The 24,513-nt window shown below is 54.7% G+C and carries 19 protein-coding genes; 8 read left to right on the plus strand and 11 right to left on the minus strand.

Features of this window, described 5'->3' with window-relative positions; translation table 11 throughout:
• Nucleotides 1–29 precede the first annotated feature (29 nt).
• The gene (locus TPANIC_RS02750; protein WP_010882005.1) at nucleotides 30–938 is read left to right on the plus strand and encodes a nickel/cobalt transporter; all 909 of its coding nucleotides are present in this window, start codon (nucleotides 30–32) and stop codon (nucleotides 936–938) included.
• Nucleotides 939–999: 61 nt separating this feature from the next.
• Nucleotides 1,000–2,205 (plus strand): tRNA uracil 4-sulfurtransferase ThiI, encoded by a 1,206-nt coding sequence (thiI, locus tag TPANIC_RS02755; protein ID WP_010882006.1) that lies wholly within the window; start codon nucleotides 1,000–1,002, stop codon nucleotides 2,203–2,205.
• Nucleotides 2,206–2,257: 52 nt separating this feature from the next.
• Here the strand turns inward: thiI and tkt are convergent, their stop codons facing one another.
• Both tkt and TPANIC_RS02765 read right to left on the minus strand, forming a co-directional pair.
• Nucleotides 2,258–4,243, minus strand: a complete 1,986-nt coding sequence (gene tkt, locus TPANIC_RS02760) for a transketolase (protein ID WP_014342805.1) — start codon at nucleotides 4,241–4,243, stop codon at nucleotides 2,258–2,260.
• Nucleotides 4,244–4,353: 110 nt separating this feature from the next.
• Nucleotides 4,354–5,214, minus strand: a complete 861-nt coding sequence (locus TPANIC_RS02765; RefSeq protein ID WP_235214003.1) for a TPM domain-containing protein — start codon at nucleotides 5,212–5,214, stop codon at nucleotides 4,354–4,356.
• A 161-nt stretch (nucleotides 5,215–5,375) separates the two neighbouring features.
• Between TPANIC_RS02765 and TPANIC_RS02770 the strand changes: the two genes are divergently transcribed.
• From TPANIC_RS02770 to TPANIC_RS05430, 3 genes are read left to right on the plus strand one after another with little or no spacing between them, the layout of a single operon-like run.
• Nucleotides 5,376–6,512 (plus strand): N-acetylneuraminate synthase family protein, encoded by a 1,137-nt coding sequence (locus tag TPANIC_RS02770; protein ID WP_010882009.1) that lies wholly within the window; start codon nucleotides 5,376–5,378, stop codon nucleotides 6,510–6,512.
• Nucleotides 6,503–6,916: a J domain-containing protein gene (locus TPANIC_RS02775; RefSeq protein ID WP_010882010.1), complete on the plus strand. Its 414-nt coding sequence runs from the start codon at nucleotides 6,503–6,505 to the stop codon at nucleotides 6,914–6,916. The genes TPANIC_RS02770 and TPANIC_RS02775 overlap by 10 nt, the downstream gene beginning before the upstream one ends.
• Complete coding sequence (locus TPANIC_RS05430) at nucleotides 6,913–8,949, plus strand: hypothetical protein (RefSeq protein WP_010882011.1); 2,037 nt, start codon at nucleotides 6,913–6,915, stop codon at nucleotides 8,947–8,949. The genes TPANIC_RS02775 and TPANIC_RS05430 overlap by 4 nt, the downstream gene beginning before the upstream one ends.
• Here TPANIC_RS05430 and TPANIC_RS05320 read toward each other — a convergent pair.
• The 9 genes from TPANIC_RS05320 to TPANIC_RS02830 form a co-directional block, all read right to left on the minus strand.
• Nucleotides 8,831–10,048, minus strand: coding sequence for a DUF459 domain-containing protein (locus tag TPANIC_RS05320; protein ID WP_014342806.1), 1,218 nt, complete (start codon nucleotides 10,046–10,048; stop codon nucleotides 8,831–8,833). The genes TPANIC_RS05430 and TPANIC_RS05320 overlap by 119 nt on opposite strands.
• Nucleotides 10,049–10,061: 13 nt before the next feature.
• A complete protein-coding gene (locus TPANIC_RS02795; RefSeq protein ID WP_010882013.1) occupies nucleotides 10,062–11,549 on the minus strand; it encodes an MBOAT family O-acyltransferase in 1,488 nt (495 codons plus the stop codon).
• A 31-nt stretch (nucleotides 11,550–11,580) separates the two neighbouring features.
• On the minus strand, nucleotides 11,581–12,180 hold the full coding sequence (locus TPANIC_RS02800) for a periplasmic-type flagellar collar protein FlbB (protein WP_013945205.1): 600 nt from the start codon (nucleotides 12,178–12,180) through the stop codon (nucleotides 11,581–11,583).
• A gap of 99 nt (nucleotides 12,181–12,279) precedes the next feature.
• Nucleotides 12,280–12,912 (minus strand): bifunctional 4-hydroxy-2-oxoglutarate aldolase/2-dehydro-3-deoxy-phosphogluconate aldolase, encoded by a 633-nt coding sequence (locus TPANIC_RS02805; protein WP_010882015.1) that lies wholly within the window; start codon nucleotides 12,910–12,912, stop codon nucleotides 12,280–12,282.
• 121 nt (nucleotides 12,913–13,033) lie between these two features.
• Nucleotides 13,034–15,358, minus strand: coding sequence for an aminopeptidase P family protein (locus TPANIC_RS02810; RefSeq protein WP_010882016.1), 2,325 nt, complete (start codon nucleotides 15,356–15,358; stop codon nucleotides 13,034–13,036).
• A gap of 24 nt (nucleotides 15,359–15,382) precedes the next feature.
• Entirely contained in the window at nucleotides 15,383–16,216 is an 834-nt protein-coding gene (locus tag TPANIC_RS02815; protein ID WP_235214007.1) for a TPM domain-containing protein, read from the minus strand.
• 38 nt (nucleotides 16,217–16,254) lie between these two features.
• The gene (locus TPANIC_RS02820) at nucleotides 16,255–16,920 is read right to left on the minus strand and encodes a LemA family protein (RefSeq protein ID WP_010882018.1); all 666 of its coding nucleotides are present in this window, start codon (nucleotides 16,918–16,920) and stop codon (nucleotides 16,255–16,257) included.
• Nucleotides 16,921–16,937: 17 nt separating this feature from the next.
• Complete coding sequence (locus tag TPANIC_RS02825; protein WP_010882019.1) at nucleotides 16,938–18,020, minus strand: FMN-binding protein; 1,083 nt, start codon at nucleotides 18,018–18,020, stop codon at nucleotides 16,938–16,940.
• 109 nt (nucleotides 18,021–18,129) lie between these two features.
• Nucleotides 18,130–19,434 carry a penicillin-binding Tp47 domain A-containing protein gene (locus TPANIC_RS02830; protein WP_010882021.1) on the minus strand — a complete coding sequence of 435 codons (1,305 nt, stop codon included), beginning with the start codon at nucleotides 19,432–19,434 and terminating at the stop codon, nucleotides 18,130–18,132.
• A gap of 111 nt (nucleotides 19,435–19,545) precedes the next feature.
• On the opposite strand from TPANIC_RS02830, the gene TPANIC_RS02835 reads away from it, so the two are divergent.
• From TPANIC_RS02835 to TPANIC_RS02845, 3 genes are all read left to right on the plus strand, one after another.
• A complete protein-coding gene (locus TPANIC_RS02835; protein WP_014342807.1) occupies nucleotides 19,546–21,603 on the plus strand; it encodes a phosphoenolpyruvate--protein phosphotransferase in 2,058 nt (685 codons plus the stop codon).
• Nucleotides 21,604–21,650: 47 nt separating this feature from the next.
• Nucleotides 21,651–22,773, plus strand: a protein-coding gene (prfB, locus tag TPANIC_RS02840) for a peptide chain release factor 2 (RefSeq protein WP_099156385.1) whose coding sequence is annotated in 2 segments (ribosomal slippage) — nucleotides 21,651–21,722 and nucleotides 21,724–22,773 — 1,122 coding nt in all. Because the reading frame shifts where the segments join, the coding sequence is not laid out codon by codon here.
• On the plus strand, nucleotides 22,665–24,509 hold the full coding sequence (locus TPANIC_RS02845; RefSeq protein ID WP_010882023.1) for a hypothetical protein: 1,845 nt from the start codon (nucleotides 22,665–22,667) through the stop codon (nucleotides 24,507–24,509). Before prfB ends, TPANIC_RS02845 begins: the two co-directional genes overlap by 109 nt.
• The last annotated feature ends 4 nt before the right edge of the window (nucleotides 24,510–24,513 follow it).

The following is a 24,513-nucleotide window of genomic DNA, read 5'->3' on the forward strand; positions in this document are numbered from 1 at the left end:
GGTCCTTTTCCAAGGGGAGTTGAGAGCGTATGAAGAAAGTAGGGGTGCGCGTTCGCGCGTGTATCCTGTGCGCGCTTGCCGCGTGCGCCACAGGCGTCCTTGCTAATCCTTTTTTTGGCGGCGCTCCCGCGCGCCCGCGGAGGCAGCGCACCCCGGAGCTTTTGCTGCGCAGATACGCGCTCGTCCATCAACGCCTCGGTGCCGCCATAGTACAGTGGAGCAAAACCCATTCAACACGCGCGTGGTGGATTACTGTAATGCTCTCCTTTGCGTATGGCGTTCTGCACGCCTTAGGACCAGGACACAGAAAGGCAGCGCTTTTTTCTTTCTACCTGGGGAGGAACGCACCTGTGTGGGAACCTGCGCTCACTGCAGCGTTACTTGCGGCGTTGCATGGCGCAGCTTCCCTGCTCTTGCTTTCTGCATTTAGAGGTGTTTCCGGCGCAATCGGTGCACACAGTGCACGCACAATGTGGTACATGGAGGTGGGTTCCTACGGATTGCTCACCTTCTTAGCGCTTTTCTCTCTCGTGCATGAGCTGATGCACCTTTTCCCTTCGGGCGGGCGCTATTTCTCCTGCGGTTGCAGCGCGCACACTGCCGTGTGTATGCGGACAGGAACAGTCGCCCACATGCAGTGGGGTACTATGCTCTTGAGCGGTTTATTTATTTGCCCTGCTGCGTTGTTTGTGATGATTCTGGTGCTCAGCTTAGATGCAGTTGGACTTGGCGTCGCAGCGGTGCTCAGTATTTCAGCGGGGTTAGCACTCCCCCTGATGGCTGTCGGTTATTTGGCCTGGGCGAGCCGGGCAGGTATTTTTTATCGCATGCAGAAGAACACTCGTCATGCACAAGCGGTGCTCTCTGTCGTGAGCATTACCTCATACGGAATTATGCTCATCGTCTGTACTTCAGCGCTCGTAGCTTCACTCGGTTGAAAGGAGAATGTACCTCCGCTATCTAGGTGACACTGCCTGGATAAAACCATATACCTAACACGTGGTGAACGGAAGTACGCAGTATCTTGCACACGTCGGTGAGCTCAGCTTAAAGAAGGGGAACCGTAGACAGTTTGAAGTGCAGCTTGAGCGCAACCTCACGCTCATGCTACGAAGCATAAACCCTCACGTTACTGTCCGCGCAGGCAGGCTGTATCTGTCAGTCCCGGCCTCCTTTGAAGCACAGACCACCGCTGAGCAAGCCCTCTCGTACCTGCTGGGAATTACCGGTTGGGCTGCTGCTACGGCGTGCCCCAAAACTATGGAAGCGATCACACGGTGTGCACATGCTGAGGCGACGCTCGCTGCGCGCGAAGGAAAGCGAACATTCAGAATAGAGGCGCGGCGCGCGGACAAACGCTTCTGCCGTACCTCGAGTGAGATTGCACGGGAAGTCGGCGCGGTTATCCACCAATCAGGCGCTTTGTCCGTGGATCTCCATCATCCTGACGTGGTCATTTTCATAGAAGTGCGCGAGCGCGAAGCCTTTCTGTATGGTGCCCGACGTCGCGGCCTGCGTGGTTTACCCTGTGGCGTCTCAGGACGCGGGCTACTCCTGTTATCCGGCGGCATTGACTCCCCGGTAGCCGGGTACCGAATGCTTTCTCGTGGCATGCACATTGACTGTCTGTATTTCCACTCTTATCCCTACACCCCTCCTGAAGCACAGAAAAAGGTTGAAGACCTGGCAAAGGTATTGGCGCGCTATGGACTTAGTACCACGCTGACAGTCGTATCGTTGACAGACATTCAAAAACAGCTCCAAACACACGCCCCTGCCCCTTCCCTCACACTGTTGCTTCGTATGTGCATGATGCGCATTGCAGAGCACGTAGCGCGGGAACAGCGCGCACGTTGCCTTATCACTGGAGAAAGCCTTGCACAGGTAGCAAGTCAGACGCTTGAGAACCTAACGGTGACCAGCGCGTGCACGCATCTGCCGATATTCCGCCCGCTCATTGGTGCAGATAAAGAAGATATTATCCGCACCGCCACAGAAATCGGTACGTACGCCATTTCTATCCGTCCGTACGAGGACTGCTGCACACTCTTCGCACCAAAACACCCAGTGCTTCGCCCAGAGGTAGAAGAAATGCAAAAACAATACCAATCTCTGATGCTCGGTCCACTGTTAGAAGACGCGTTCCGGACGCGCAAACGCACGCGCATATACGGAAACTATGGGGTACAGGAGTCAGGCGAATGAGTACCGCTTATCTTACGCGGCAGCACCGTCCGCCCCTTCTTTACTGACGCGTTTATGCTAACCAATCAAGGATTATTTCCACCAGCGCTTCGGCGGTAAATTCCAGCGCCTGTGCCACCTGCGTACCAGGGCCTGACTCTCCGAAACGGTCGAGCACAAGGCATTTTTCCCGCTTTGCCCACGCTCCCCAGCCTTGATACACCCCTGCCTCAGCCACTACAACGCGTGCTCCTCCCTGTATGCGCCGCTGCACCTCGTCCCCTGCTGCCTCAAAACGCTCCTTGCACAGTACAGACACCACACGCACACGTCTTTTACTCAGCTGCGCGGCACGCAACGCCAAATCCACCTCAGAGCCACTTGCCAAGACAGTCAGCTCAGGCGTAGCACCCCCTTCGCGCACTACATAGGCCCCCGACTCCTCCACCGTAGAGCGCCACGAACTGTCACTTTTCTCAAAAACCGGCACGTTCTGCCGACTCAAAACGATACACACAGGACCACTGCGGTGCAGCAACGCTATTTTCCAAGCTTCAAACGTTTCTTCTGCGTCAGCAGGGCGCAGAACAAGCACGTTGGGAATCGCACGCAGCGCAGCGAGCGTCTCCACCGGTTGGTGCGTCGGCCCATCTTCTCCTACAAAAATAGAGTCATGTGTTAAAACGAAAACAGAAGGGATGCGCATGAGCGCCGCAAGACGGAGCGCAGGGCGAAAGTAGTCTGAAAAAACCATAAACGTAGCGCCAAACGCACGCAAACCGCCGTGCAACTGCATTCCGTTCACAATGGCTGCCATGGCAAACTCGCGCACACCAAAATAACAGTAGCCGCCTGCACGATGCTCTGCAGAAAATGGTCTTAACGAAGAGACCGCTACCGCATTCGGCCCGCGTAAATCTGCAGAGCCACCTACCAGATTCGGTAGCACAGAGCAGAGCGCGTCGAGCACCTTTCCAGAAGCAGTCCGAGTAGCAAGTGACGAACCCTTCTCAAAATGGGGACAGACAACACGAGCTAGCTGCGAAGTACTTACCCCTCCGGGAACAAAAGCAGCGTCCCAGTCAGCACGTTTTTCAGGATACTGCGTGCTCCATGCTTCAAAGAGCTCATTCCACGAGTCCTCGACATGCGCACATTCACACTTTCGTTTCTGGAGAACAGCGGTAAGCTCAGGCGCTACAAAAAAAGAGCACGCAGGATCAAGTCCCAATGCCTTTTTTGCCTCTCTCACCCCCGCTTCCCCAAGCGGGGCGCCGTGGGCACGCGCGCTCCCTTCAACGGTAGGCGCACCCTTTCCAATAATCGAACGCAGGATAATGAGAGAAGGCCGATCGTCACGCTTTGCACACGCAGTGAGATCCATAATATCCGTATACGAATACATAGAACCGCGCAGCACCTGCCAGCCATACGCTTCGTAGCGCTTAGCCACATCCTCGCTAAAGGTCAGATCGGTAGATCCGTCTATGCTGATGTGGTTCTCATCATAAAAAACGATGAGCTTGCCCAGACGCATAGTGCCGGCAAAGCTAGAAGCCTCTGAGGCAACGCCCTCCATAAGGCAGCCTTCCCCCACAAGCGCATAGGTGTGGTGATCTACAACGGCATGCTCATCAGTATTAAAACGTGCCGCAAGCATTGCCTCTGCAAGCGCAAAACCCACCGCCATAGAGATACCCTGACCCAATGGACCGGTTGTTGCTTCCACACCGGGGGTACAACCGTATTCAGGATGGCCAGGACACCGGGAGCCTACCTGCCTAAAGTTCTTAATATCCTCAAGCGAAACGTCGTACCCAGAAAGGTGGAGCGCAGCATACAAGAGCATAGACCCGTGTCCTGCAGACAGGACGAAACGATCCCGATTAAACCAGCTAGGATTCGCCGGATTATGCTTTAAGATCGTCCCATATAAACAGGCAGCAAGCTCTGCTGCGCCCAGCGGCAAACCAGGGTGACCAGAATTCGCCCGTTCGATGGCGTCTATCGTCAAACTGCGGATGGAAAGTGCCATCGCGCGCATAGCTTCTTCAGTCATTGTTCTCACTCCTTATGCTTTTCCCGTGCGTCACCGAGCACACTATAGATACACCTCTTCCAAGAGAGACTGCCCGTACAGAAAAAGAAACCGTGCTGTGCTAGGAGCAGCTACCAAGAACCAGAGGCCCCGCCTCCACCGAAGCGACCACCACCGCCAGAAAACCCTCCTCCATCCCCTGCCCACTCCCCGAATGCGCCGCTAAACCCTGACCCGAACGGGTCATAACGCCGCCGAGTGCCGAAGAACAGCAATGGCCACAACACTCCCCCTGGCAAAAGCCGGCCCCCCAGACAGTAAAAAAGCAGCAGGAAGAAAAACACGCTCCCGGCACTATTTCTCACTGGACCCCGGCGCGGTACCGCAGGTTGCACAGAGCGCGGCTGCATGAACTGCTGTACCTCGTGTTGACCCCGCACCAGGGTAGCCAAACGCAACACCGTTTCGTACACACCCTGTGCATAGGCGCCAGCTTGAAAACACGGCGCGAGCGTCCCACGGATAAGCTGATGTGCATGCACGTCGGTGACGCGGTCTTCAAGACCGTATCCTACTTCGATGCGTGCTTTACGCTCCGCGCGCGCAATCACTAACACAATTCCTGTATCCTGCGCACGACTGCCGATACCCCACTCCTGAGCCACACGCAATGAAAAATCCTCAAGACTATCCCCCTGGAGCGAATCAACAATCAAAACCGCTATCTGCAACGGCGTACCGTCATGGAGCGTACGCGCATGAGCTTCAGGCGCAGGAGAAGGATGCGATCTGGAAGAGCCATCTCCAGAAGGGCGCGCAAGCCCCTCTAGAAGGGCGCGAATACCACGCGCCTCCTGCACAGAAAGGAGTGCCGCCTCATCTACCACCGCACTAGAGAGAGGCGGCACCGCACGGGCACCTAAGCGCGCAGGGATTGCAGCAGAGAGACACCCAATACATACCAACACGCTCGTGCGCAACATGCCGTTCATCCTCGGCACCCGCAGGGCCGACACGACGGTACTGCAAAAATAGATGTCTGACAAGCGCACACTATCTTAGCACCTGCCTCTTACCCATACAAACCACGGCAAGGATTGCCTACCGATCAGGAAAGCTATACACCAATCACGCGTTTGGCGTACAATGCCCCATGTTCACGTGCGGGGGACGTTGTTTTCGCCCAGACGCGGATATACTCACCATCGCTGAAATCGGCTCCGCACACGCGGGCTCGTTTGACCGCGCGCGGGCGCTCATAGACGCAGCTGCAGACGCAGCAGCAGCTGCGGTCAAATTCCAGCTCATCTACGCGCACGAAATACTGCACCCGCTGACGGGGGCTGTCCGTCTTCCCAGCGGAGCAGTTTCCCTCTACCAGCGCTTTGAGGAGTTAGAAGTTCCACTTTCCTTTTATGCGCAGTGCTTTAACCACGCACGAAGCAGGGGTATGCTAGTCGGCATCAGCCCCTTTGGCCCGCGCTCTGCAACAGAGGCGCTCGCCTTGAAACCAGACTTCCTCAAGGTAGCTTCCCCAGAGCTCAACTACCCCACCCTTATCTCCACACTCGCTGCTGCAGAACTTCCACTTATACTTTCAAGTGGAGTCTGCCTCCTGAAGGAAATCGAAGGGGCCCTTGCCCAATGCCGCCAGTATACCAAGCAGGGCAGCTCCCACGCCTTACTGCACTGCATCACCGCATACCCTGCTCCAGAGACAGAGTACAACCTTGCGCTGCTGCCTGCGCTTGCTACCATCTTCAATATCAACGTCGGCGTCAGCGACCACAGCGTAGACCCGCTCCTTGTCCCGCTCCTTGCCCGTGCACACGGCGCCTGCATCGTCGAAAAACACATTTGCCTCTCGCGAACAGATGCAGGACTCGATGACTCCATTGCATTAGATCCTGCCGACTTTCGCACCATGACAGCGGCGCTCAACTCATGCGCTCGCCGTTCTCCCTCACAGATTATCTCCTTTCTACACGAGCGTGGGTATGCCCCGCACGTTGTTCGCGCCGTCATCGGTTCAGGAGAGAAGGTGCTTGCTCCCTCAGAACGCGCTCACTACCAGAAATCTAACCGCTCTCTTCACTATCTCCACGCATACCCCCGTGGGACTGTGCTCCAAAAAGAGAACCTGGTAATAGTGCGCAGCGAGGCAAATCTTTCTGCCGGGGAAGCTCCCGAACACGCCAACCTGTTTGTGGGGGCAGTACTCCAACGCTCCGTACACGCAGGAGAAGGCGCACGCTTCGGCGACATTATTCAAAAAGGAACATGTCTATGACCAGCTTTTACGAGCGAATCGGTGCTATCCTACGCGACCGGCTCAACTCCGACGAAGACCCCTTCGATCAATGGGACAACCGCGGCGGCAAGTACCGCACCTGTGCAGGACGCATGGAGCGCCGACCGCCGCCAAAAAAGAACCCTCCCCCAGGACCAGTGCGCGTCCCTGTTCCTCCTGAACTCGTTGAGGATTTTGCAGTCCTTTCAGTACCTGCAGGGCTCCCCCTCTCCTACTGCAAGCAGTCGTGGAAACGACTGCTGAAAAAATACCATCCTGACGTCTTCACGTGTACGCACACGTCCGAACAGGCAGCCGATATAGTGCGCAGGATTAATAGCTCCTACAAGCGCATAGAGACATGGTTCGAAACCGGCGCACTCCCTACCGATAACAAGTCATGACTCGGGTGTGCCGCGCGCTGCTTTTCGTGCTCTGTGGTATTTTTGTACACGCACAGGAAAACGAGCTTCACTTCTTTGGACCAAGAACGGATGTGCTCGTCGTCTTCACTGCATCGCGTGAAGCGCAAGAACGCGAGACGCGTGCGGTACAGCAGCTCCGCTTGCTGGTGCAGGACTTTGAGCACCAGACCCCAGACGTGTCGGTACTCGTGGCAATAACTGCACACGACCATCCTCCCGTTCCTGATTTTGTGCCCGTCGATCGGCTTACAGGAACTAAAAAACTCATCTCGCTCATCTCCTCCTATAAGGCGCCAATAGTCCTGATACTCGACGAAACTACAGGACCACCGCGCTTGCACACGGGGGCACACCGTACAGTGTGCCCACCCTGGCTTCTTCAAGCAGTATACCAACACCTAACATCACACCACGTCCCCATCCGTTATCGGGACTTTGACGCCATATTGCACCGGCTTGGATGGTTGCACGAGGACCCACGCCATGCACTCTACATCAAGGAGCATATTCCTGCGGTAAGGATGGAAAATTCGTTGTACCCTCCAGGTGCACTGCACACGCTCCCGGCACTCCTTACCCAGGTGTACTCAGAAGAATGGGACACGCATTACGTGAGTGTTTCGTACGGCGGCACGCTCTACCTCATTCGAGAGCAATTTTTCGTGATTCTTATCTTAGGCGCTGTCATCACTCTTTTGCTCTCTTTGGCTATTTTTAGTTTTCTTTCTGACTCGCGCAAAAGGCATTACTGGAACACTATTTTAGCCATGTGGTGGCTCCCTGCTATCTTAGGGGTACTGAGCGTGTGTAGCGTGTTCGTTGCAACACAACTTACCGCTCTTTTTTTTCTTATCCGCTTTGGCACGCACACATCAACAGGTGCATTACCGCTTCTTGCACTCATAGTAAAGCACAGCATCGCAATTGCACTCTCGTGCGTGTGCATGGCAAACAGCAAGACAATCAGAGATTCCATGTTGCACAACGGATTTATCGGAGGATATCTTGCAAGCACACTCTGTCTGTTGTACGCGGTCCTTTTTTCTGTTATCGATTTTTCACTCTCAGCAGTCTTCGCTCTAGAGTATGCGCTCTCGCTTGTCTTCTTTAGCGCACAGAGAAAGACTACACGACGGATAATGCTTGCAATGATGTTTCTTCTCTTCGCTCCCTTCCTTTACGCATACTTAAAGAACAGTGCGGTTACCGCGCCGTTATCCTTCCACCAAAGCAACGTATTTTTTGCACTCGGTTGTGTTCCGTTTATGCTTTTTATGCTCACTCTCTTTTTTGAACGGGAAAAATCCCACCCTCGCATCCCCTTCATACGTAGGAGAAACCTTCTGCTTTCTGGTGCATTACTGACTGTGCTCGTTATCAACGGTGTGCTCTGGAGCGTTTCACTGTCAAGCACGCGTATCCCACAGGAAATTACCGCATGCTATCGCATTAGTGAGAGGGGGCTCACCCTTTCGCTTCACTCTCCACTGCCCATTCCTCGGCATATACGTGCACGCACACACGCGCGGCTGTCCACGGCGGAAATACAAAAGGCACAGGATCACCTCCAGATCTCCATGGACTCTCGCAGTTACTTTGGCGGACGCATCAACGTCCTGGAGGTGCGCTCTCAGTTGCGCGCGCAGGCAATCGAACTGCGCATCACCTCTCCACACGGAACTGCTGCGTACGAAGCAGATAGGCCTTTTACGCGTTTGGAGCAGGGATCTGTGGTACGGTTCATATCGCAGGCGCGCCCACCACTCCCCTTTACGGTAACATTCTCAGGTGACCAAAACAGCACTATGCAAGTGCAGGCAACGGTGTGGACGTACGATAACCCCCTGCAGGACGCACCCCCTGTCATGCAGGATACAACGGTGCGGTTTATCCCTATGTTCGAGTTGACGCGTGACGTGCTCTTTCCATCCCCTTCGTCGCAGGGAGTTCATGCGACCCCAGAGAAGAACGCATGTATCCGTGACGAGACCGTTCCAAATCTGCAAGAATAAGGGGTAAGAGAGTTTCCATAACGTACGCACCACCCTCTATGGTGTAGTGGATGCCGTCTTTGTGCATCACGTGTACCCAACGGCCGTGCGTGTCCCTTATCGCGCTTGCATATGTTCCGTGTACACCGGGTACAATTGGTTTGAGGGAGTAATAGCGCACCCGCTGCGGATCGTATTGCGCCACTACTTTCTTTTGTACGTGCTCGATGTACACAAGCTTCTCATTCAACTGTTTGTTACGTGTCTCTGGCATACCCAACAGATACACCTTCGGTACTGTGTGCAGAATAATATTCAAACAGGCGCGCATTTTTTGCTCATACGCGCGTTCCCAGCGTGCAGTTTTCGTCACACACAAAGAGCCATCCGCATCATAAAAATTTTGATAGTCATTCATACCAAATGCCATAATTACCGCTGCATATGGTTCTTGTTGGGTGTGCGTATCCAGGAGCGCGAGAAATTTTCGTGGCCAGTGGTAATAATCGGTCCGCACAAAACCAGAAGAACTAACCGTCACTTCTTGAATCTGCACGTGCGAAGACGTCCCTAGCACCTGCAACGCACCGCCGGTAAGGTAACGCATTTGGGAATCTCCACACATCAAAATACGAAGCGCTGTACGCGAAAAGACACGTGCGGGAGCAGTTGTTTTTCTTTCCGCAACAGAATCGTTAACCGCCACCCCCGGAGGGGAAACGGCCACGGCCTCCTGTAAGACAGGAGAAGGCACAGACTCCGCCAGGGCAGCAGCTGGCTCATAAGAGCGTTGCTCGCAGTGATAAAACGTATCTTCCCACTCCGGATGCTGTATCAAACCTGTCGCATGCAAAAAACTCTCGCGCAAAAGAGGAAATACCGTATCTATTCCCCACTGTTCTGCAGTGTGCATGAGCGGATCTACGAATGCAAGGTAGATGTTTTTCACGCTCTTGTGCCGTATGTACACGGCAGGATGGCGCAACGCCGGACCGAGAAATGGCGTCCACAGGCTCAGCGTAAGTATGCAAAAAAGCAGTACCTGATTCGCACTGTACCGACCCTTATTACTACATATTCCCCGTGCACACCTTTGCAATATAACACGCACTGTTGTCATCATAGCCCCTTCGCTAAAAACTATAATAAATAAAGGGCGCAATACCTGATGGAGTCATAACCGACAGTACAAAGAAAAAGAACGCCGCACACAAAGCCTTTACGGGTAAGGGCACTGCGCAGTAGCAAGCAAACGCGCGCGCACGCGTACGATCTGAAGGGAGTTGTACACACAGTGCACACAGCGCGAGCAACGCGGTAAATGGCGTGATAACTTGGAATGGCCCATGCCAACTTCCTCGGAACAGCAAGGTAACGTACCGCCACACTTCTGCAAAAGACGGTGCGCGAAAAATAAGCCATCCAACACTGACAAAAAGAAACAATGCACTGACGCGTATACACCGCATAGCACGCGCTTTCCATCTTCCCATCACACTACTTGATCCAAAGGCATTCGCACCGTTCACCCGTCTTTTTTCCCTATACACCCGCTCAATTACCAAAGCCACACCCTGCGCCATACCCCACAACAGAAACGTCAAGCGTACGCCATGCCAGAGACCTGCGATCAGCATGGTAAAAAAAAGTGCACACACCGTTCTTTTGATCCCAAAACGTGAACCCCCAAGTGAGAAATACAAATACTCTTTCAACCATTGAGAAAAGGAAATATGCCAGCGTCTCCAAAATTCAGTAACTGACTGAGATATGTAAGGGCGTTTGAAGTTCGCCGGTGTTTCAAACCCAAAAAGCAACCCAACTGCAATTGCCAGGTCACTGTACCCAGAAAAATCGCAGTATAAAACCGCACTGTAACTGATGAGGCCAAAGAGCAACTCGGTGCTACTGTATGCGGAAGGAAGCGTAAAAATTTTATCAGTCACAAGTATAGAAAGAAAATCTGCAAAAATAACTTTCTTGACCAACCCCGTGTACAGTAATACCACCGCACGATCAAAGTGGATAGGACGATCTAAGGGGCTTTCACCAGCGCGCAAATTGTGCGGCAGACGTGTAAAAAAATGCGATGCGTTTGCAATAGGTCCTGAAATCATTTGAGGAAAAAAAGACACATACAAAAGCACACGTGCAAACGGCTCTCTTCTGCGTATCTTGCACAGATACACGTCAAACACATAGCTCATACATTTGAATGTACAGTACGAAATACCCACTGGGTGCCATATATTCCAGTCTTTTACATGTTGGTGCCATGTGTGCTGCGCAAAATATGCAGGAGCAAATGCACGCACGAGCGAGAGCATATCAGAGAAATGTTTAAAAAGACAAAAGAAAAGTATCTGCAACAAGGTACCCGCAATGAGCAGGACTTTTCTCCATAAGAAACTTTTCTGCATGAGTATGAGCAACCCACAGCTGTAGGCTAACGCACTTAAAACGAGATACGGAATGCAGAAGCGAATATCAAAAGCTGCAATAGCAAGAAAGTTTGCTACAAGCAGCACAACGACCCGCTGCGTCGCGGTGCGGAAAACGTACCAATACAGGATAAAAAAAATAAACAGAAAAGCAGCCGGCGAAAGGAGAGAAAAAAACATAAGAGCACTTTATCAAGTTGGTATAAACCGCCTAGGGAAAGTCAGCAGGTTTATTTGCCATCTTCCGCTGAATCTCAGCTGCCCTGTCAGGAGGCATAAGAGAAAGCCAATACGGCACAAGAGAGTTAACACCCCTTTGCCGAGCGGCCGCATCCACCATACGAAACACTTCAATCACATCTTGATCATCAGTTTTCAGCAGAATCTTTACCGCACTCTCCGGAGGCATACCACTGACGTATTCTGCAATCTTACGCACATTCCCGCGACGCTCGTTTGTCTCCGCAACAAGCAAGTTGTAGGATTTCTCCTTATCCTCAAGCGCGCGCAGACGCTCATCCAACTCCTGAGAAACCCTTTCGTGATCCTTTTCCTTTTCCTGTAGCTCAGCGTCCTTTTTATCTAATTCCTCTGCACGCTCCCCGAGCGCCTCAAGACGCTTGGCATAACGATCCGCATCCAAATCCGGATCAGCAGTCGACACAACTCCCTCCGGCACCGAACGTCCAAAAAGACGGTACAACGGAGAAATCGCCCGCTTTGCATCGAGGACTCCTAAATAATCAAACCAAATAAAACCTGCCAATATGAGCAAAAGAATAAGCGCAAGCAGCGCCACTATCTTTGCCATCGTCCTCGAGTTTCTGCGCACCAGTTACCTCCCGCACCTGAGTGCCGCCGGCAGTATACGTGCCCTCTCTGAGAAAGACAACGTTTGAGCCACCACCCCCTACATTACCCCGACAATCTGTAACGTCTGCTGAGAAAGTGCAGTAACCTGCGAGAAATCTCCTGCCGCTATTGACTGCGCCGGTACCATCCAACTGCCCCCACAGGCGAGCACCCGAGGATGCGCCACATACTCAGCAAGATTATTAAGATGAATTCCCCCCGTAGGCACAAAACGCACCGCCGTGTAGGGACGTGCGAGCGCACTCATCATTGCCGTACCTCCCAAAAGCTCAGCGGGGAAAAACTTTACTACCGAAATACCAAACTCAAGCGCACGCTCAATTTCTGTTGCAGATGCTATCCCCGGTATGATCGGAACGCCATGCCCCAAACAGTGCGCAACAACCCGCGGATTAAAACCGGGACTGACCACAAACTGCGCACCTGCTGCCTGCGCCTGCTGCGCCTGCTCTACCGTCAGTACGGTTCCTGCACCAAGTAACACATCAGCACATTCCTGACGGATTGCCGCAATCGCCTCCGCAGCAACCAACGTTCGAAATGTTACTTCCATACACCTGATACCACCTGTTATCAAGGCGCGTGCAAGCGGCACTGCGTCTTCCACGCGCTCAAGCGTCACCACCGGAATGACGCGCACACGCTCAAGCGCTTCGAAAATCGTAATCACAATTCCCTCCTCTTGCCCGCGGACATCTTTTCAGACACCACATGCAGTGCACCCGCCTAAGCTAATGTCCTTTATGATCAAAAATCAAGATCTGCGTATAACACCAATCAACAGGAAAACGCTATAGCGCACGACAGCACGTGCGCAAAAAGGCGCGCGTACGCGCATCTAAAAACGGCGCGAGCGTTACATACACCCGTAGGTGATAGGCATTCAGCCACGCAATATCTTCATCGTGCAATCGTTCTCGCACGAGCGGCCGCGTGTCAATTGGACACAGCGTTGCAGTTTGAAATCCATAGAAACTTCGGCATCGTGACGGTTGCATCCTATCTGCACCCGTACACTCACGCGCCGCCGCGTTCTCCTCCTTTCCCTCCCCTCCTTCCTTCCACACACACTGCGCGTCAGACTCATGCGCCTGTACCACCCACATAAGATTTTCTATGCGCACGCCATGAGAGCCAGCCACATACACCCCAGGCTCATTGGAAAGGAGCATACCCGGGCGCAGCTGCCACGCCGCCTCCTCAGAAAAAAAGGGAGGATCTCCCGTGTGCTCTGCCCCAATGCCTCGTGCAGTTCCTCCTCTCCCGGGAGCACTCGGAGAAATACTATAGGGACCCTCATGCACTGAAAGACAAAAACCCACCCCATGCCCCGTCCCATGTGGGTAGTCTCGTCCCTGTGCCCACAGCGGAGCCCGGGCAATTCCGTCGAGCACCGCCCCACTGGTCCCTGCAGGAAAGCGCGCACGCGCAAGCGCACTGTGCGCCTGCAATACCAGCGTGTAGTCTGCACGCTGCACATCTGTCAAAGGACCGAGAGCCAGCGTGCGCGTCACATCGGTGGTACCCTCACGATAATGCGCGCCAGAATCCAATAATAAAAAACCACGCGCGCGAAGCAGTGCTGCCGTTTGACCCGCAGCAGGGTGTAAAGCTGAAAAACGCACGGGGCGGTAATGCACCATTGCTGCGTTCGCCCCGTATCCTGCAATGGTGTGAAAGCTTTCTTCAATGAAAGACGGAGACACCGCCCGGGCAGCACGTACAAACTCCGCTACAGCGCATTCATCAACGTCTGCACCCACGTCAAGCTGCTGGTACACCCACTGCAGCGTTTTTACCAGCGCAATCCCATCCTGTATCATTGCCTGGTGCACATTGGCTCGCTCGGTGTCGTTCTTTAATGCTTTGAGCGCTACAGTTGGCAAAAGTCCACGACAAACGGAGAAGCACATGGTCTGTCCCCGCTCCTCTTTGTTCTCCTTTTCTTTCCCTGCTGCCAGAGCGTCGCGTGCAGACTGCAACGCACATGCACTTTTCCCACCTCTGCTGGTCTCAGTACCATCCTCTTCTATGCCCAGCACAGAAGATAACGAACCGGAAGGAGCGGATCGTTCCACCTGCGGTCTACACACCTGCGGCGATGCACGAAAGAGATCCACCAGTGCAGCACACGAACGCTCAAAGTCCAACAACACCACTGGCGTTCTGCCTGCCACTTCCTGCACTCCTGCTCTTCCTTTCCCCACAGCATGTACCGTCGGTTCCTGATCCGCACAGCGCGCACACACCTGATCAAAAAAAGTATCGTACGGCATACACTCAACGCCCTGCGCATACAAAGCTTGATGCAATGCAGAAGAAATTTTGCGCATATCCACATAAAGAAAGGCACGGGTGTGCGTGACGACCATGTATGCCACCAACAGCGGTGTACACGGCACATCGTGTGCGCGCACATTGGTGAGCCAGCACACATCATCCAATGTGGACAACACCGTTGCATCACAGCTGCGTGCACTGAGCGCTGCGCGCAGTTGGGTGAGCTTTTGCGCCGCACTCAACCCCGTGTAGCGCTCATCCAACAAAAACGCAGGGGAAGGAACTACGGAAACGCGATGCTCCTGCGGTAGCAGGAGCGCCCCATCAAAGTCTAGGCGAAGCGATACATCCACAAGCTCCTGCTGAAACTGCTCCCATACAGCCGCAGAAATCGTACGGCCATCCACTGCGAGCGTTCCCCCTCCGTGCCCAGGCCCGGATGAAAAAGCACGGAGTTCTGTACGCAAAAGCTCAGTTACCCGAGGTACGCCCGCCTGCCCTGTACGAAAAAGGCACACTTCACATGCCGACAGCTCACGCTCAGCCTGGATAAAATACCGTCCATCTGTCCACAAAAACGCACGTTGTGCGGTCACCACCACTATTCCTGCAGAGCCTGTAAATCCAGAAAAATATTCACGCGCACCATCTATCTGCCCATGCGCGTTCTCACCGGAGATATAACAAATATCTACCCCTTGCGCACGCATCAGCGAACGCAGGGCACTCAGGCGCCCCCGCACCCCATCCATCGCCTTCTCTCCTCTGAACACAGAAACACCCCGCGAACACACGGCCACAGCAGAATGCCCATGCCGCTTACCTAGTGGAATCACACTACGCAGAACACCGATTCAATTCTAGTGACTCAAAATCACTAACCCATCCGGTAACTCGTTGGAACTTTTTTTCTGAGGTGGCATCCGCGTAGCGAGCACCTGTTCCACACGGGTAAGTGCCTCACATAAGGCGTCCGCTGCACGACGCGAGCGCAACCCCGCAGTAATTATTTGACACAGTTCAGTCCATTCACGGGCAGGCACGTACGCGCTCACCCCCACGTCTGCGAGCACCAGCACACGCCGCTCCAACACAGAAATAAAGATGAGAATCCCCGTGCGATTGCGCGTATTGCACACACCACTTTCCACAAAGTGGCGCACCGCGCGCGCATAGCTCTTTTGCTGCTTGAGAGGTCCCGGTACCAGCGCGCGATCCACCCACGGAATGTTTGCGATAAAGAAAAAAAGTACACACGCTGCCACACTCGACGCTACCATAAACGCCGGCATATACCACGATGGCGGCGCCCAAAAGAAACGCGCAAACGCTTGTTCAAGCACCGACACCATGCTCAGCTGAACGCAAAAACAGGCGCCAGCAAGTACGAGTGCGAAAAACAGCTCATAGACCGAGTACGAATCACTTTCCTTGATAAGAGCGAGCGCCACCTCTCCGTCAGTGTGTCCTTCGACACGAGCCACCGTACGTTGGATACGCAGCAGTCCTGCAGAGTCCAGTCCTAACCGAGCAGCAAAACGGGGAATATGAAAAGCGCCCGACGCGTCCTCCTCCCGCCTCGGGTCATCGCCACCGTGCGCGCCATCCACACGAGGGACAGGATCGGCACAAAAAGACCCACGAACCCCCTTACTCCCCACGAGCCATGAGAGAAGATCACCGATCCTACGCAAAGAAAACCACACCGCTCTTGGCGCGGCAACGCACACACTCAAAACCGAACGCGAGGCGCAGCAACAGCCCCCTCATGTGCCGTAAAGTACGGGCGGGAGCTGAAATTACCCCAACGCGCCACCGCACTGCGTGGGAAAGAACGGATATAGGCGTTGTATTCCTGGACGGCGCGATTGTAGCGCGTCCGCTCCACAGAGATACGATTTTCAGTTCCTTCAAGCTGACTTTGCAACGCAAGAAAACTCTCGTTTGCGCGCAAGGCAGGATACTGCTCGCTGACAAGCAACAAACGCCCGAGTGCACCGCCTATTTCTGCTTGGACACGCTGAAACCGAGCAAACTTTTCCGGATCAGAGAGTGCGCTTTCACCCACCTGCATAACGCCACCGGCACGCGAACGCGCTTCCGCAACACGCTTCAGCGTATCCGACTCATGTTCTGCATAACCCTTGACCGTCGAGACCAAGTTGGGGATCAGATCTAAGCGCCTCTGCAGGACCGCCTCTACCTGACTCCAGGCACTTTTGACAGCCTCATCAAGCGAGATCATACGGTTATAGCTCCCCGCGAAGAGGCGATATACCACCAACAGGAAAGCCAATGAGACGCCCACACCAATGAGCGTACCCCTTAAACCTTTACTCACAGACACACCGACCCCCGCACGCGCCCAGCAAAACGAAGACAAACAAGCACATCCCACCGCCGCTCTTCTTAGATCTACGGTTGCGGTTGCTGGAGAATTTTCTCCACGGCCCGAATTATTGCCTCGCTAGTGGAAGTTGCCTCACTCACCACATCGACATCGGTAGACTGAGCCCCTACAATTGCCGCCGAGACACCCTCTACCGCCCAGGAGGCATAAGGATCATCGTCGCTGTGCCCCACGACGGTGACAGCTTCAATCCTACCCTGCGAGATTGTCACCCTCAAACTTAGCTTTCCGTTGTGACCCTGCGCGCTAGCCTCATAGACGCCGTCCTTCATCTCTGCAGGAGAACACTTCCGCGCCTTTGCACGCGTAGTCCTCTCCGTGTGCGCACGCCTCGTGTGCCTGACCATGTGAGACGCGCCCAAGACGAACGCAACGAAGGACACAGCAACCGCCGCGGAGCACAACGCGCAAGCACCCTTCCGCTTTCCCAACGCCTTGCGGACACGCAGCAACGCGTACGTGGCAAAAATGACGGTATACAACACGTAGGAGACGACACTCGGGATATACCCCCTCAAAGCGGTCGGTAGGAGGATAAAGGAAAGGTGCACATACGTAAGCCCGTAAAAGAGATATGCAAGGCGTTGCACACGCTTCCATGTCTTTGCGCCCATGCGCCTGCGCACTACCTTGAAAGACGTTACCGCCAAAATGCTCATCAAAAGAACGAGGACCATGCTGACAGCACCCGCGACAAGAAACCCTGTAGACAAATCCCCGGTACTCCCGCACAGACGCACCAGGTAGTCCCTTCCATGCGCGATGTTATGCCCGAGAGTGAGAATCGCCGCGGTGATGGCCAGTTCCGCACGCAACCCCATGACACGCTGCTTGAGCAAACCGTTCTTCAGCACACTCGCGCACATCACAAATGTAAAGATCGCGGTGGAAAAACTCGCACTCGTCAGCGGATGCAGAAGCACACGCACGCCAAAATTCCCCTTGGTTGCGCCGCTCCACACGACACAGACAACCGCAACACTGACACACGCACTGCCGAGGTAGCAGACAGACGCGTACTTTTTAATCTGTTTGTGCAGCGCGCACACAAGCACGTACACCGCAACCAAGGAAAACAATGCAGACATTCTCGCTCCTCGTAGCTTACAAGATATTTACAGACGGAACAGAAACAAAGCGTGTCCACGCTTCAAAAGCCAAACACGCTTAAGACACACGGGATAGGACACCCCTCTTCTACTGGGCCACTACCTTCGCACGCACAGAACCGAATTCCTTGAACCTAACCTCAACCGTGTACTCAGTGCCGGGAGTGAAATCCGCAGAGAGGACATTCTGCCCCAAGCTCACCGCTTGATCGCTGACAAGCTTAGGCTGTCCATCGGCAAACACGTCAACTGCAGCATCCATCAGAGTCTCCGCGTCCGCGCCCCCTATGGTCAGCACCTTCCCCTTCAACCCAATATCGATGTTCCCCTCGTACTTGGGAAGGAAGCGCACATCAGCAACTACGTCCCTATACCCGTTCGCAATCAAAGTCAGCCTGTAGTATCCCGGCCCTGAACCTTTAAACCGATCGAACCCATAGTTGATACCACACGAAATGCGGGGCACTCTTCCTGTCTTCCACCAGGAGTCAGCAGAGTGCTTGGTGCCATAACTCGCCATCAGATTGGTGTAGCTCGCGTCATCACCGTAGTAGTCGTAGCGGACCGTGTTGAAGTTCATCACATAGTCGATGAACTCACGGTGCGACAGCTCAGAGCCATCAGCCCTTTTCAGCATCACAGAAGCCTCTGCGTCCGAACCAAAACGGCTGTGGTAACCGGTACCCACCGTGTCTACCACAAGGTCGTGCGGGCTCTCCATGCTGCTTACCTTACGTGCAGAAAAACTATCCTCAGTGAGCATTGTCTTAAGGCCGTTGGTATTCTCCGTAACGCGGGAGTCTTCCACGAAGTGAAACTTCTCCTTTGCAATCCCTTTTAATTCATGAGGAACCGCAACTGGGACAAACTTCATACCGTGAACCTTTACGTTCGTAATCTTGTATTCCTCGCTGTCAACCATGAAGGAACTCGCGCGATCCGCCAACGCTACTGCACCCTCGACTGCTTCAAACTTAATCTCCCCGTCCTCTCCCAAATCCTGAAATGACGCAGAGGCACGCACCATCTTAGTAACGCTTGGGTCAGTCTCGTACTCCCACTTTTTTCTTCCCCTGCTGTCTTCGGTCTCCTGCTTCGAGAGAACCTTTTCGCCCAATACCTCAACCGCGTACTGAAATTGCTGACGGAACGCGCCATGCCCGTGGGTTGCGCGAGAAACTGCATCGAACATGCCTGCGTCGAGATCCCCCGCGCGGTCCGCCTCGGCATTACCCGCCAAAAGCACGTCCCTACTCTGCCCCAACTCCCCGGCCCAGTAGTCCGCATAGCTTAGCGTCGCATAGCCATAGTGCGTCTCATGATGAGACGAGCCACAGCCTACAACCAACAACTGCAGCGCTCCGGCAGAAAGTAGTGCGTATTTCACTTTCACGATTACACCTCCGTATAGAGGGCCTGAGTATAGGCACGCCCCACAGGGATTGTCAACGTCTTATGCAGAGCACACACAGGCGCGTCCTTCCTCTTTTTGGGAGGATCCGCTATGCTCAGAGCCATGCGCACCATTCCCCCTATCACCGGCATTATTGCCTCAGCAGGATGCGCCATCGGTCCAGTCTTTTGCTTCGATACCCTGCTACCTACCCGCTCCCGCCCTGGCGGATCCCGCCTGCGCCCCCCATCGCAGGAAATTGCCCGCTTGCGCAACGCACTTTCATATGCGCGCGCCTCGCTGCAGAACCTGCTCGATTCAGTGCGCGCAAAAGCATCCGGAGACGAGCCTGCACCCGAGTATGCCGTGCTCAGTGGCCAAGCAGAAATGCTGGCCGACGCGGCCTTCATAGCTACCGTAGAGGAAACGCTGCGCTCTTGTTCCTGCGATGCAGAAACTGCTTTGCGCAAGGCAATTACCCACGTGACAGATGCCCTCTCTGCTACCTCAGACGAGTACCTGCGTGCCCGGGCAGCCGATATCCGAGACGCGTTTAGCGGTGTCTTCGACGCACTTGCGCATGACACCACACCCACCGCAGGAAGCTCTTTGCCAACACAAGGGATTGGAAATAGCACCCCACACTCCCCCTGGGAGCCTGACTTTAGCGCCGTTCCCCCAGGATCCATCGTGGTTGCCGCTCACGTACAACCTGCGCACGCACTGCGCCTGCACGAGGCAAATATCGCTGGTTTGGTAACCGAAGGTGGCAGCGTAACAAGCCATGTCGCCATCATGGCGCGCGCGTGGAGTCTTCCCCTGCTCGTCAGTGCACAGGGATGTAAAGACGTTGCACAGTACGTGCTCCGTGTGCGGCAAACTGCTCGTGCCACCGATGAGGCGCTGCGCGCACTCCTCGATGCTGAAAGCAGTGGGGGAAAAACTGACGCTCTAGGAACCCTCACCGTAAATCCCGACGTGCGCGCGCTGCGCACGCGCATGCCTCACCCTTTCCTCACCGTCAAACACACCAGTACAGCTGAACAGAGTCCCCCGGCCGCCTGTGTGCTAAACGCACCGCTGCGCACTTACTCAAGTGACGGTATCCGTTTTGAAGTCGGGGCAAATATCGTTATGCCCCAGGAAGCGTGTGCAGCTGCTGCGCTCGGAGCAGCAGGCATCGGACTGTTCCGTTCGGAGTTCTTGCTATTCGGATCCGACCGCTTCCCAGATGAAGAGACGCAGTGCTCTGCCTACACGCGCGCGCTGCAGGCAATGAGAGGACTCCCCGTCGTGCTTCGAACGTTTGACCTTGGTGCAGACAAACTGGTGCCAGACCCTGCGCGAATGTGCGCACTCTCGGACGCTGCTGAACCGTGTGCACACACCGCTTCGGAGCGCAATCCTCTTTTAGGGTTACGAGGCATCCGCTACTGCCTCGCACATCCTGAGCTCCTGAAAGTGCAGCTTCGTGCAATGCTCCGCGCCGGAGCGTGCGCAACATGTGCAGAAGGGACGCTGCGCATTCTCATCCCCATGGTTTCACGGGTGGAAGAAATTCACGCCGTCGCCGACCTCATCTCTGAGGTAGCCGACGAGTGTGCCCGCGCGCACGTGAGTACACCCGATCGGGTAGCACTCGGCATTATGATCGAAACGCCCGCTTCGGCACTGATGGCAGCAGACTTCGCTCCCCACGTGGATTTTTTTTCCATAGGGACGAACGACTTAACCCAGTACGTGTTCGCCGCCGATCGAGAAAACGAACAGGTCAGCAGCTATGCCGATTACTTCCACCCGGCACTCCTCCGTCTTATCCAGCACGTAATACATGCGCACAGACATCTGCGGCAACGTCCCGGTATTTCTTTTGGAGAACAGGGAATCGGACGCGTGGTCATGTGCGGCGCCATGGCTGAAGATGAAACTGCGCTCTTTCTTCTGGCGGGGCTCGGCCTGCGAGCGTTGAGTGTGCCTTCTTCACGCATCGAGACGCTGCACACGTTCTTATCACGCATTTCAGTCTCTGATGCAGAGCACTGTGCACGTGCAGCCGTGCAGCTTTCAGATGCGCAGTCAGTCCGCACACTCATCGAAGAACATCTGCGCACCGCAGGTATTACGCTTGAGAAAGACGAGGAAGAACCCTCACCCCCTCGATCCCCATAGCGGAGGAGGCCTCAGGCGTTTTCTCCATACACAGAAAGGAAAAGGCAATGGAAATCGAAGAATTTGGTCCACAAATCACCGCCCTCGAGGCGCGCGTGCAGGAAGTATGGGGGAGTCTTTGACGTTGCCGCATACGAGGCGCGCATAGCAACGCTTGAGGCTGCTGCAGCAGCGCCTGACTTTTGGAGCGAACGCGCGCGTGCCGAAGCGCTGTTAGCGGAACTGAAAACGCTACGCGCAACGCTTGAGCCGTGGCGTGCGCTGCGCCGTGAGAGCGCAGATCTGCGCGCGTTGTACGAGCTTGCCCGCGAGGCGCAAGACGCATCGCTGGAGCCAGAACTTTCCTCCCTTTTTTCAGACATTTCTGCTCGTTTCGAAGAGGCATCGCTTACCCGTCTCCTGCACGAAGAGGTAGACCGCCTCGACGCGTTTGTTACCATCCACTCCGGCGCAGGAGGAGTGGAGGCCTGCGACTGGGCACAGATGCTCATGCGCATGTACACGCGCTGGGCAGAGCGGCGCAGCTTTTGCGTACACATAGTTGACTTACTTGAGTCAGAAGGGGGAGTAAAATCGGTGACGTTAAAAATTTGCGGGTCACACGCCTTTGGTTTTCTCAAGGGAGAAACGGGGGTACACCGGCTCGTGCGCATCAGTCCGTTTGACTCTGCCGCGCGCAGACATACCTCTTTTACCTCCACCTACGTCTTCCCCGTATTAGACGATCACGTTGAGGTGCACATACGGAGCGAAGACATGCGGGTAGATACCTACCGCTCAGGGGGAGCAGGCGGTCAACATGTCAATAAAACGGACTCTGCCGTGCGCATCACGCATCTGCCTACAGGGATAGTAGTCACCTGCCAGAACGAGCGCAGCCAAATCAGCAACCGTGCAACGGCGCTGAGCTTGTTACGCGCCCGCCTGTACGCCTATGAACGGCAAAAAAAACAGCAGGAACATCAACGGTTTGCTTCTGAAAAGAAGGATATTTCGTGGGGAAATCAGATTCGCTCGTACGTCTTTCATCCCTACACCATGGTTAAAGATCACCGCAGCAAGTGCGAAACGGGGAATATTCACGCAGTCATGGACGGAGCGTTAGAACCGTTCATCCGTTCCTACTTGGAGTTTCTGTGTACCAGTACCCAGTGTGTAGAACCACAGTGAACGGGAGTTACGCGCAATCATTTGCAGCACTGCTTTTCTTTCCCCAAATCGCGGTCGCGTTTAGTGCAACGGCACCGGCGCCGTCCTTTGACTCTTTCCTGTCCGCGCGTCAGCGTCACCCTCCTGCCTCTTCCTTTCTAGCATCACCTGCAGCGCCGACACACCCTCTTTTCGCAACCGCCCGTACGACTGCTGCGCAGCTGCTGTCTACGCCTCCTGCCCCCGCCCGTCCCCGCCCGCGCCCCGATCACGTAATCCCCAAGGAAAAGTGGCGCCTTGCCGTTGCAGACTTTACCTTTCACGGTATTCCAAAGATTTTTCAGCGCTACGTGCGTCCTGCGCGGGAGCTACTCTTTATTGAACTAAAAAAATTACCCCTCCGTCATTTTCTTTCTGAAGCTGAACAGCGCGAGCGCGCCGCCTTGCCCCACGAAGAAGCCTACCACGCCCGGCTCAAAGAACGTGCACATTTACAGCGCGCGCGTGATTTTGTTTCCTTGCACCCTGTCAGCGATCACGCGCGCCGTCTGCGTACGGCAGCATTTGAAAAGCAAATCAAAGAGAAGGAGCAAGAAATCGAGCGTGCCCGTGTGGAAGTGCGCACCGCACGCGCGCGGTTTTTCCGTCCCTGGCTCCAGGCAGAGGTGCTCGTCTTAGGTGCGCAAAACGAACCGCATGCACTGCCTGAGCGCTTTCACCTTGCCACCCATTTACGGCAAAAAAAACTTTCTGCACTGGTTACGGGAAAACTCGTAGACGTCGCCGGTTACGTGCGCATATCTCTCTATCTTTCTACAGGGCTAGAAGCAGAACCCACGCGGGAATTCACGCTCGCAGGTCCCTACCGAGAACTGCCGCGTCTTATGCACACGCTGTCTGCACAATTGCGCAGTGCCATTGAAAACGCACAACCGGTGCGCATTGTGTTTGACGTACATCCTCCGCATGCACGTCTTTCGTTTCAGGGCGTGCCGGTAGAAGACCTTTCCAAACCTCTTATCTCATACCCGGGCCGCTACGTGGTGGACGTGTCTGCTGCAGGATACTTTTCTGCCACAAAGGAAATATACATTGAAAACCGACCTGCCTTTTCACTACGGGTGCGTTTAGTTGCCCGTCCACAACATCGTGTGCGCGTGCAGCTTACTGACAACAGCGCAGCACCTATCTTTTCTGGCGCACGCTCAGTGGGAGTCACTCCCTTCAGCACCGTGGTTACTGACTTGCGCGAAATTTTCACCGTCGGACCGGCAGGCGCGCGTTCGTTTGCCTTCATTGAACGCGGCACATTTCCTAACTCTCAGCCGAGCACGCTCGTGTTGCCTGCGCCTAACCCAAACGCAACACAGGATCTTGCGTACAAAAGGGACGTAGCATACTGGTCTTTTGGAGCCCTCTGCATTGCCGTTCCCATCGCGCTCATTCTCGGCTCCACGCTTGCAGACACGCATCAGGCGCTAGAACGCGCAAAAGCTGCAAGCGCGCAACCTCCTCCCCCTCCTGCACCGGCCGGCACGGGCGCATTAGAACGTAAAAGCCAGCACCTGCTCATCGGCACGGGGGTAGCAGTAGGAGTGGCGGTTATCCTGAGCATTAATTTCATCGTGCACGCTGCGCGCTATTTGAACGCGGTGATGCACAACGCGCCACAGGCAGTACGTCCCCGCGCGGACAAAGACATACAAACATTAACGCACCGCGACGAGGCAGAAGAAGATCAGGAAGAAGATTCCTAAAGGA

The organism is Treponema pallidum subsp. pallidum str. Nichols (assembly GCF_000410535.2).
In the GTDB taxonomy this organism is placed as follows: domain Bacteria; phylum Spirochaetota; class Spirochaetia; order Treponematales; family Treponemataceae; genus Treponema; species Treponema pallidum.

Coding starts and splice junctions, on each gene's coding strand:
- TPANIC_RS02775 (WP_010882010.1), top strand. CDS start 6,503: ATGTCTATGACCAGCTTTTACGAGCGAATCGGTGCTATCCTACGCGAC.
- TPANIC_RS02770 (WP_010882009.1), top strand. CDS start 5,376: ATGTTCACGTGCGGGGGACGTTGTTTTCGCCCAGACGCGGATATACTC.
- tkt (WP_014342805.1), bottom strand. CDS start 4,243: ATGACTGAAGAAGCTATGCGCGCGATGGCACTTTCCATCCGCAGTTTG.
- TPANIC_RS02825 (WP_010882019.1), bottom strand. CDS start 18,020: ATGTCTGCATTGTTTTCCTTGGTTGCGGTGTACGTGCTTGTGTGCGCG.
- TPANIC_RS02800 (WP_013945205.1), bottom strand. CDS start 12,180: ATGGCAAAGATAGTGGCGCTGCTTGCGCTTATTCTTTTGCTCATATTG.
- TPANIC_RS02835 (WP_014342807.1), top strand. CDS start 19,546: ATGCTCAGAGCCATGCGCACCATTCCCCCTATCACCGGCATTATTGCC.
- TPANIC_RS02795 (WP_010882013.1), bottom strand. CDS start 11,549: ATGTTTTTTTCTCTCCTTTCGCCGGCTGCTTTTCTGTTTATTTTTTTT.
- TPANIC_RS05430 (WP_010882011.1), top strand. CDS start 6,913: ATGACTCGGGTGTGCCGCGCGCTGCTTTTCGTGCTCTGTGGTATTTTT.
- TPANIC_RS02765 (WP_235214003.1), bottom strand. CDS start 5,214: ATGAACGGCATGTTGCGCACGAGCGTGTTGGTATGTATTGGGTGTCTC.
- TPANIC_RS05320 (WP_014342806.1), bottom strand. CDS start 10,048: ATGACAACAGTGCGTGTTATATTGCAAAGGTGTGCACGGGGAATATGT.
- TPANIC_RS02750 (WP_010882005.1), top strand. CDS start 30: ATGAAGAAAGTAGGGGTGCGCGTTCGCGCGTGTATCCTGTGCGCGCTT.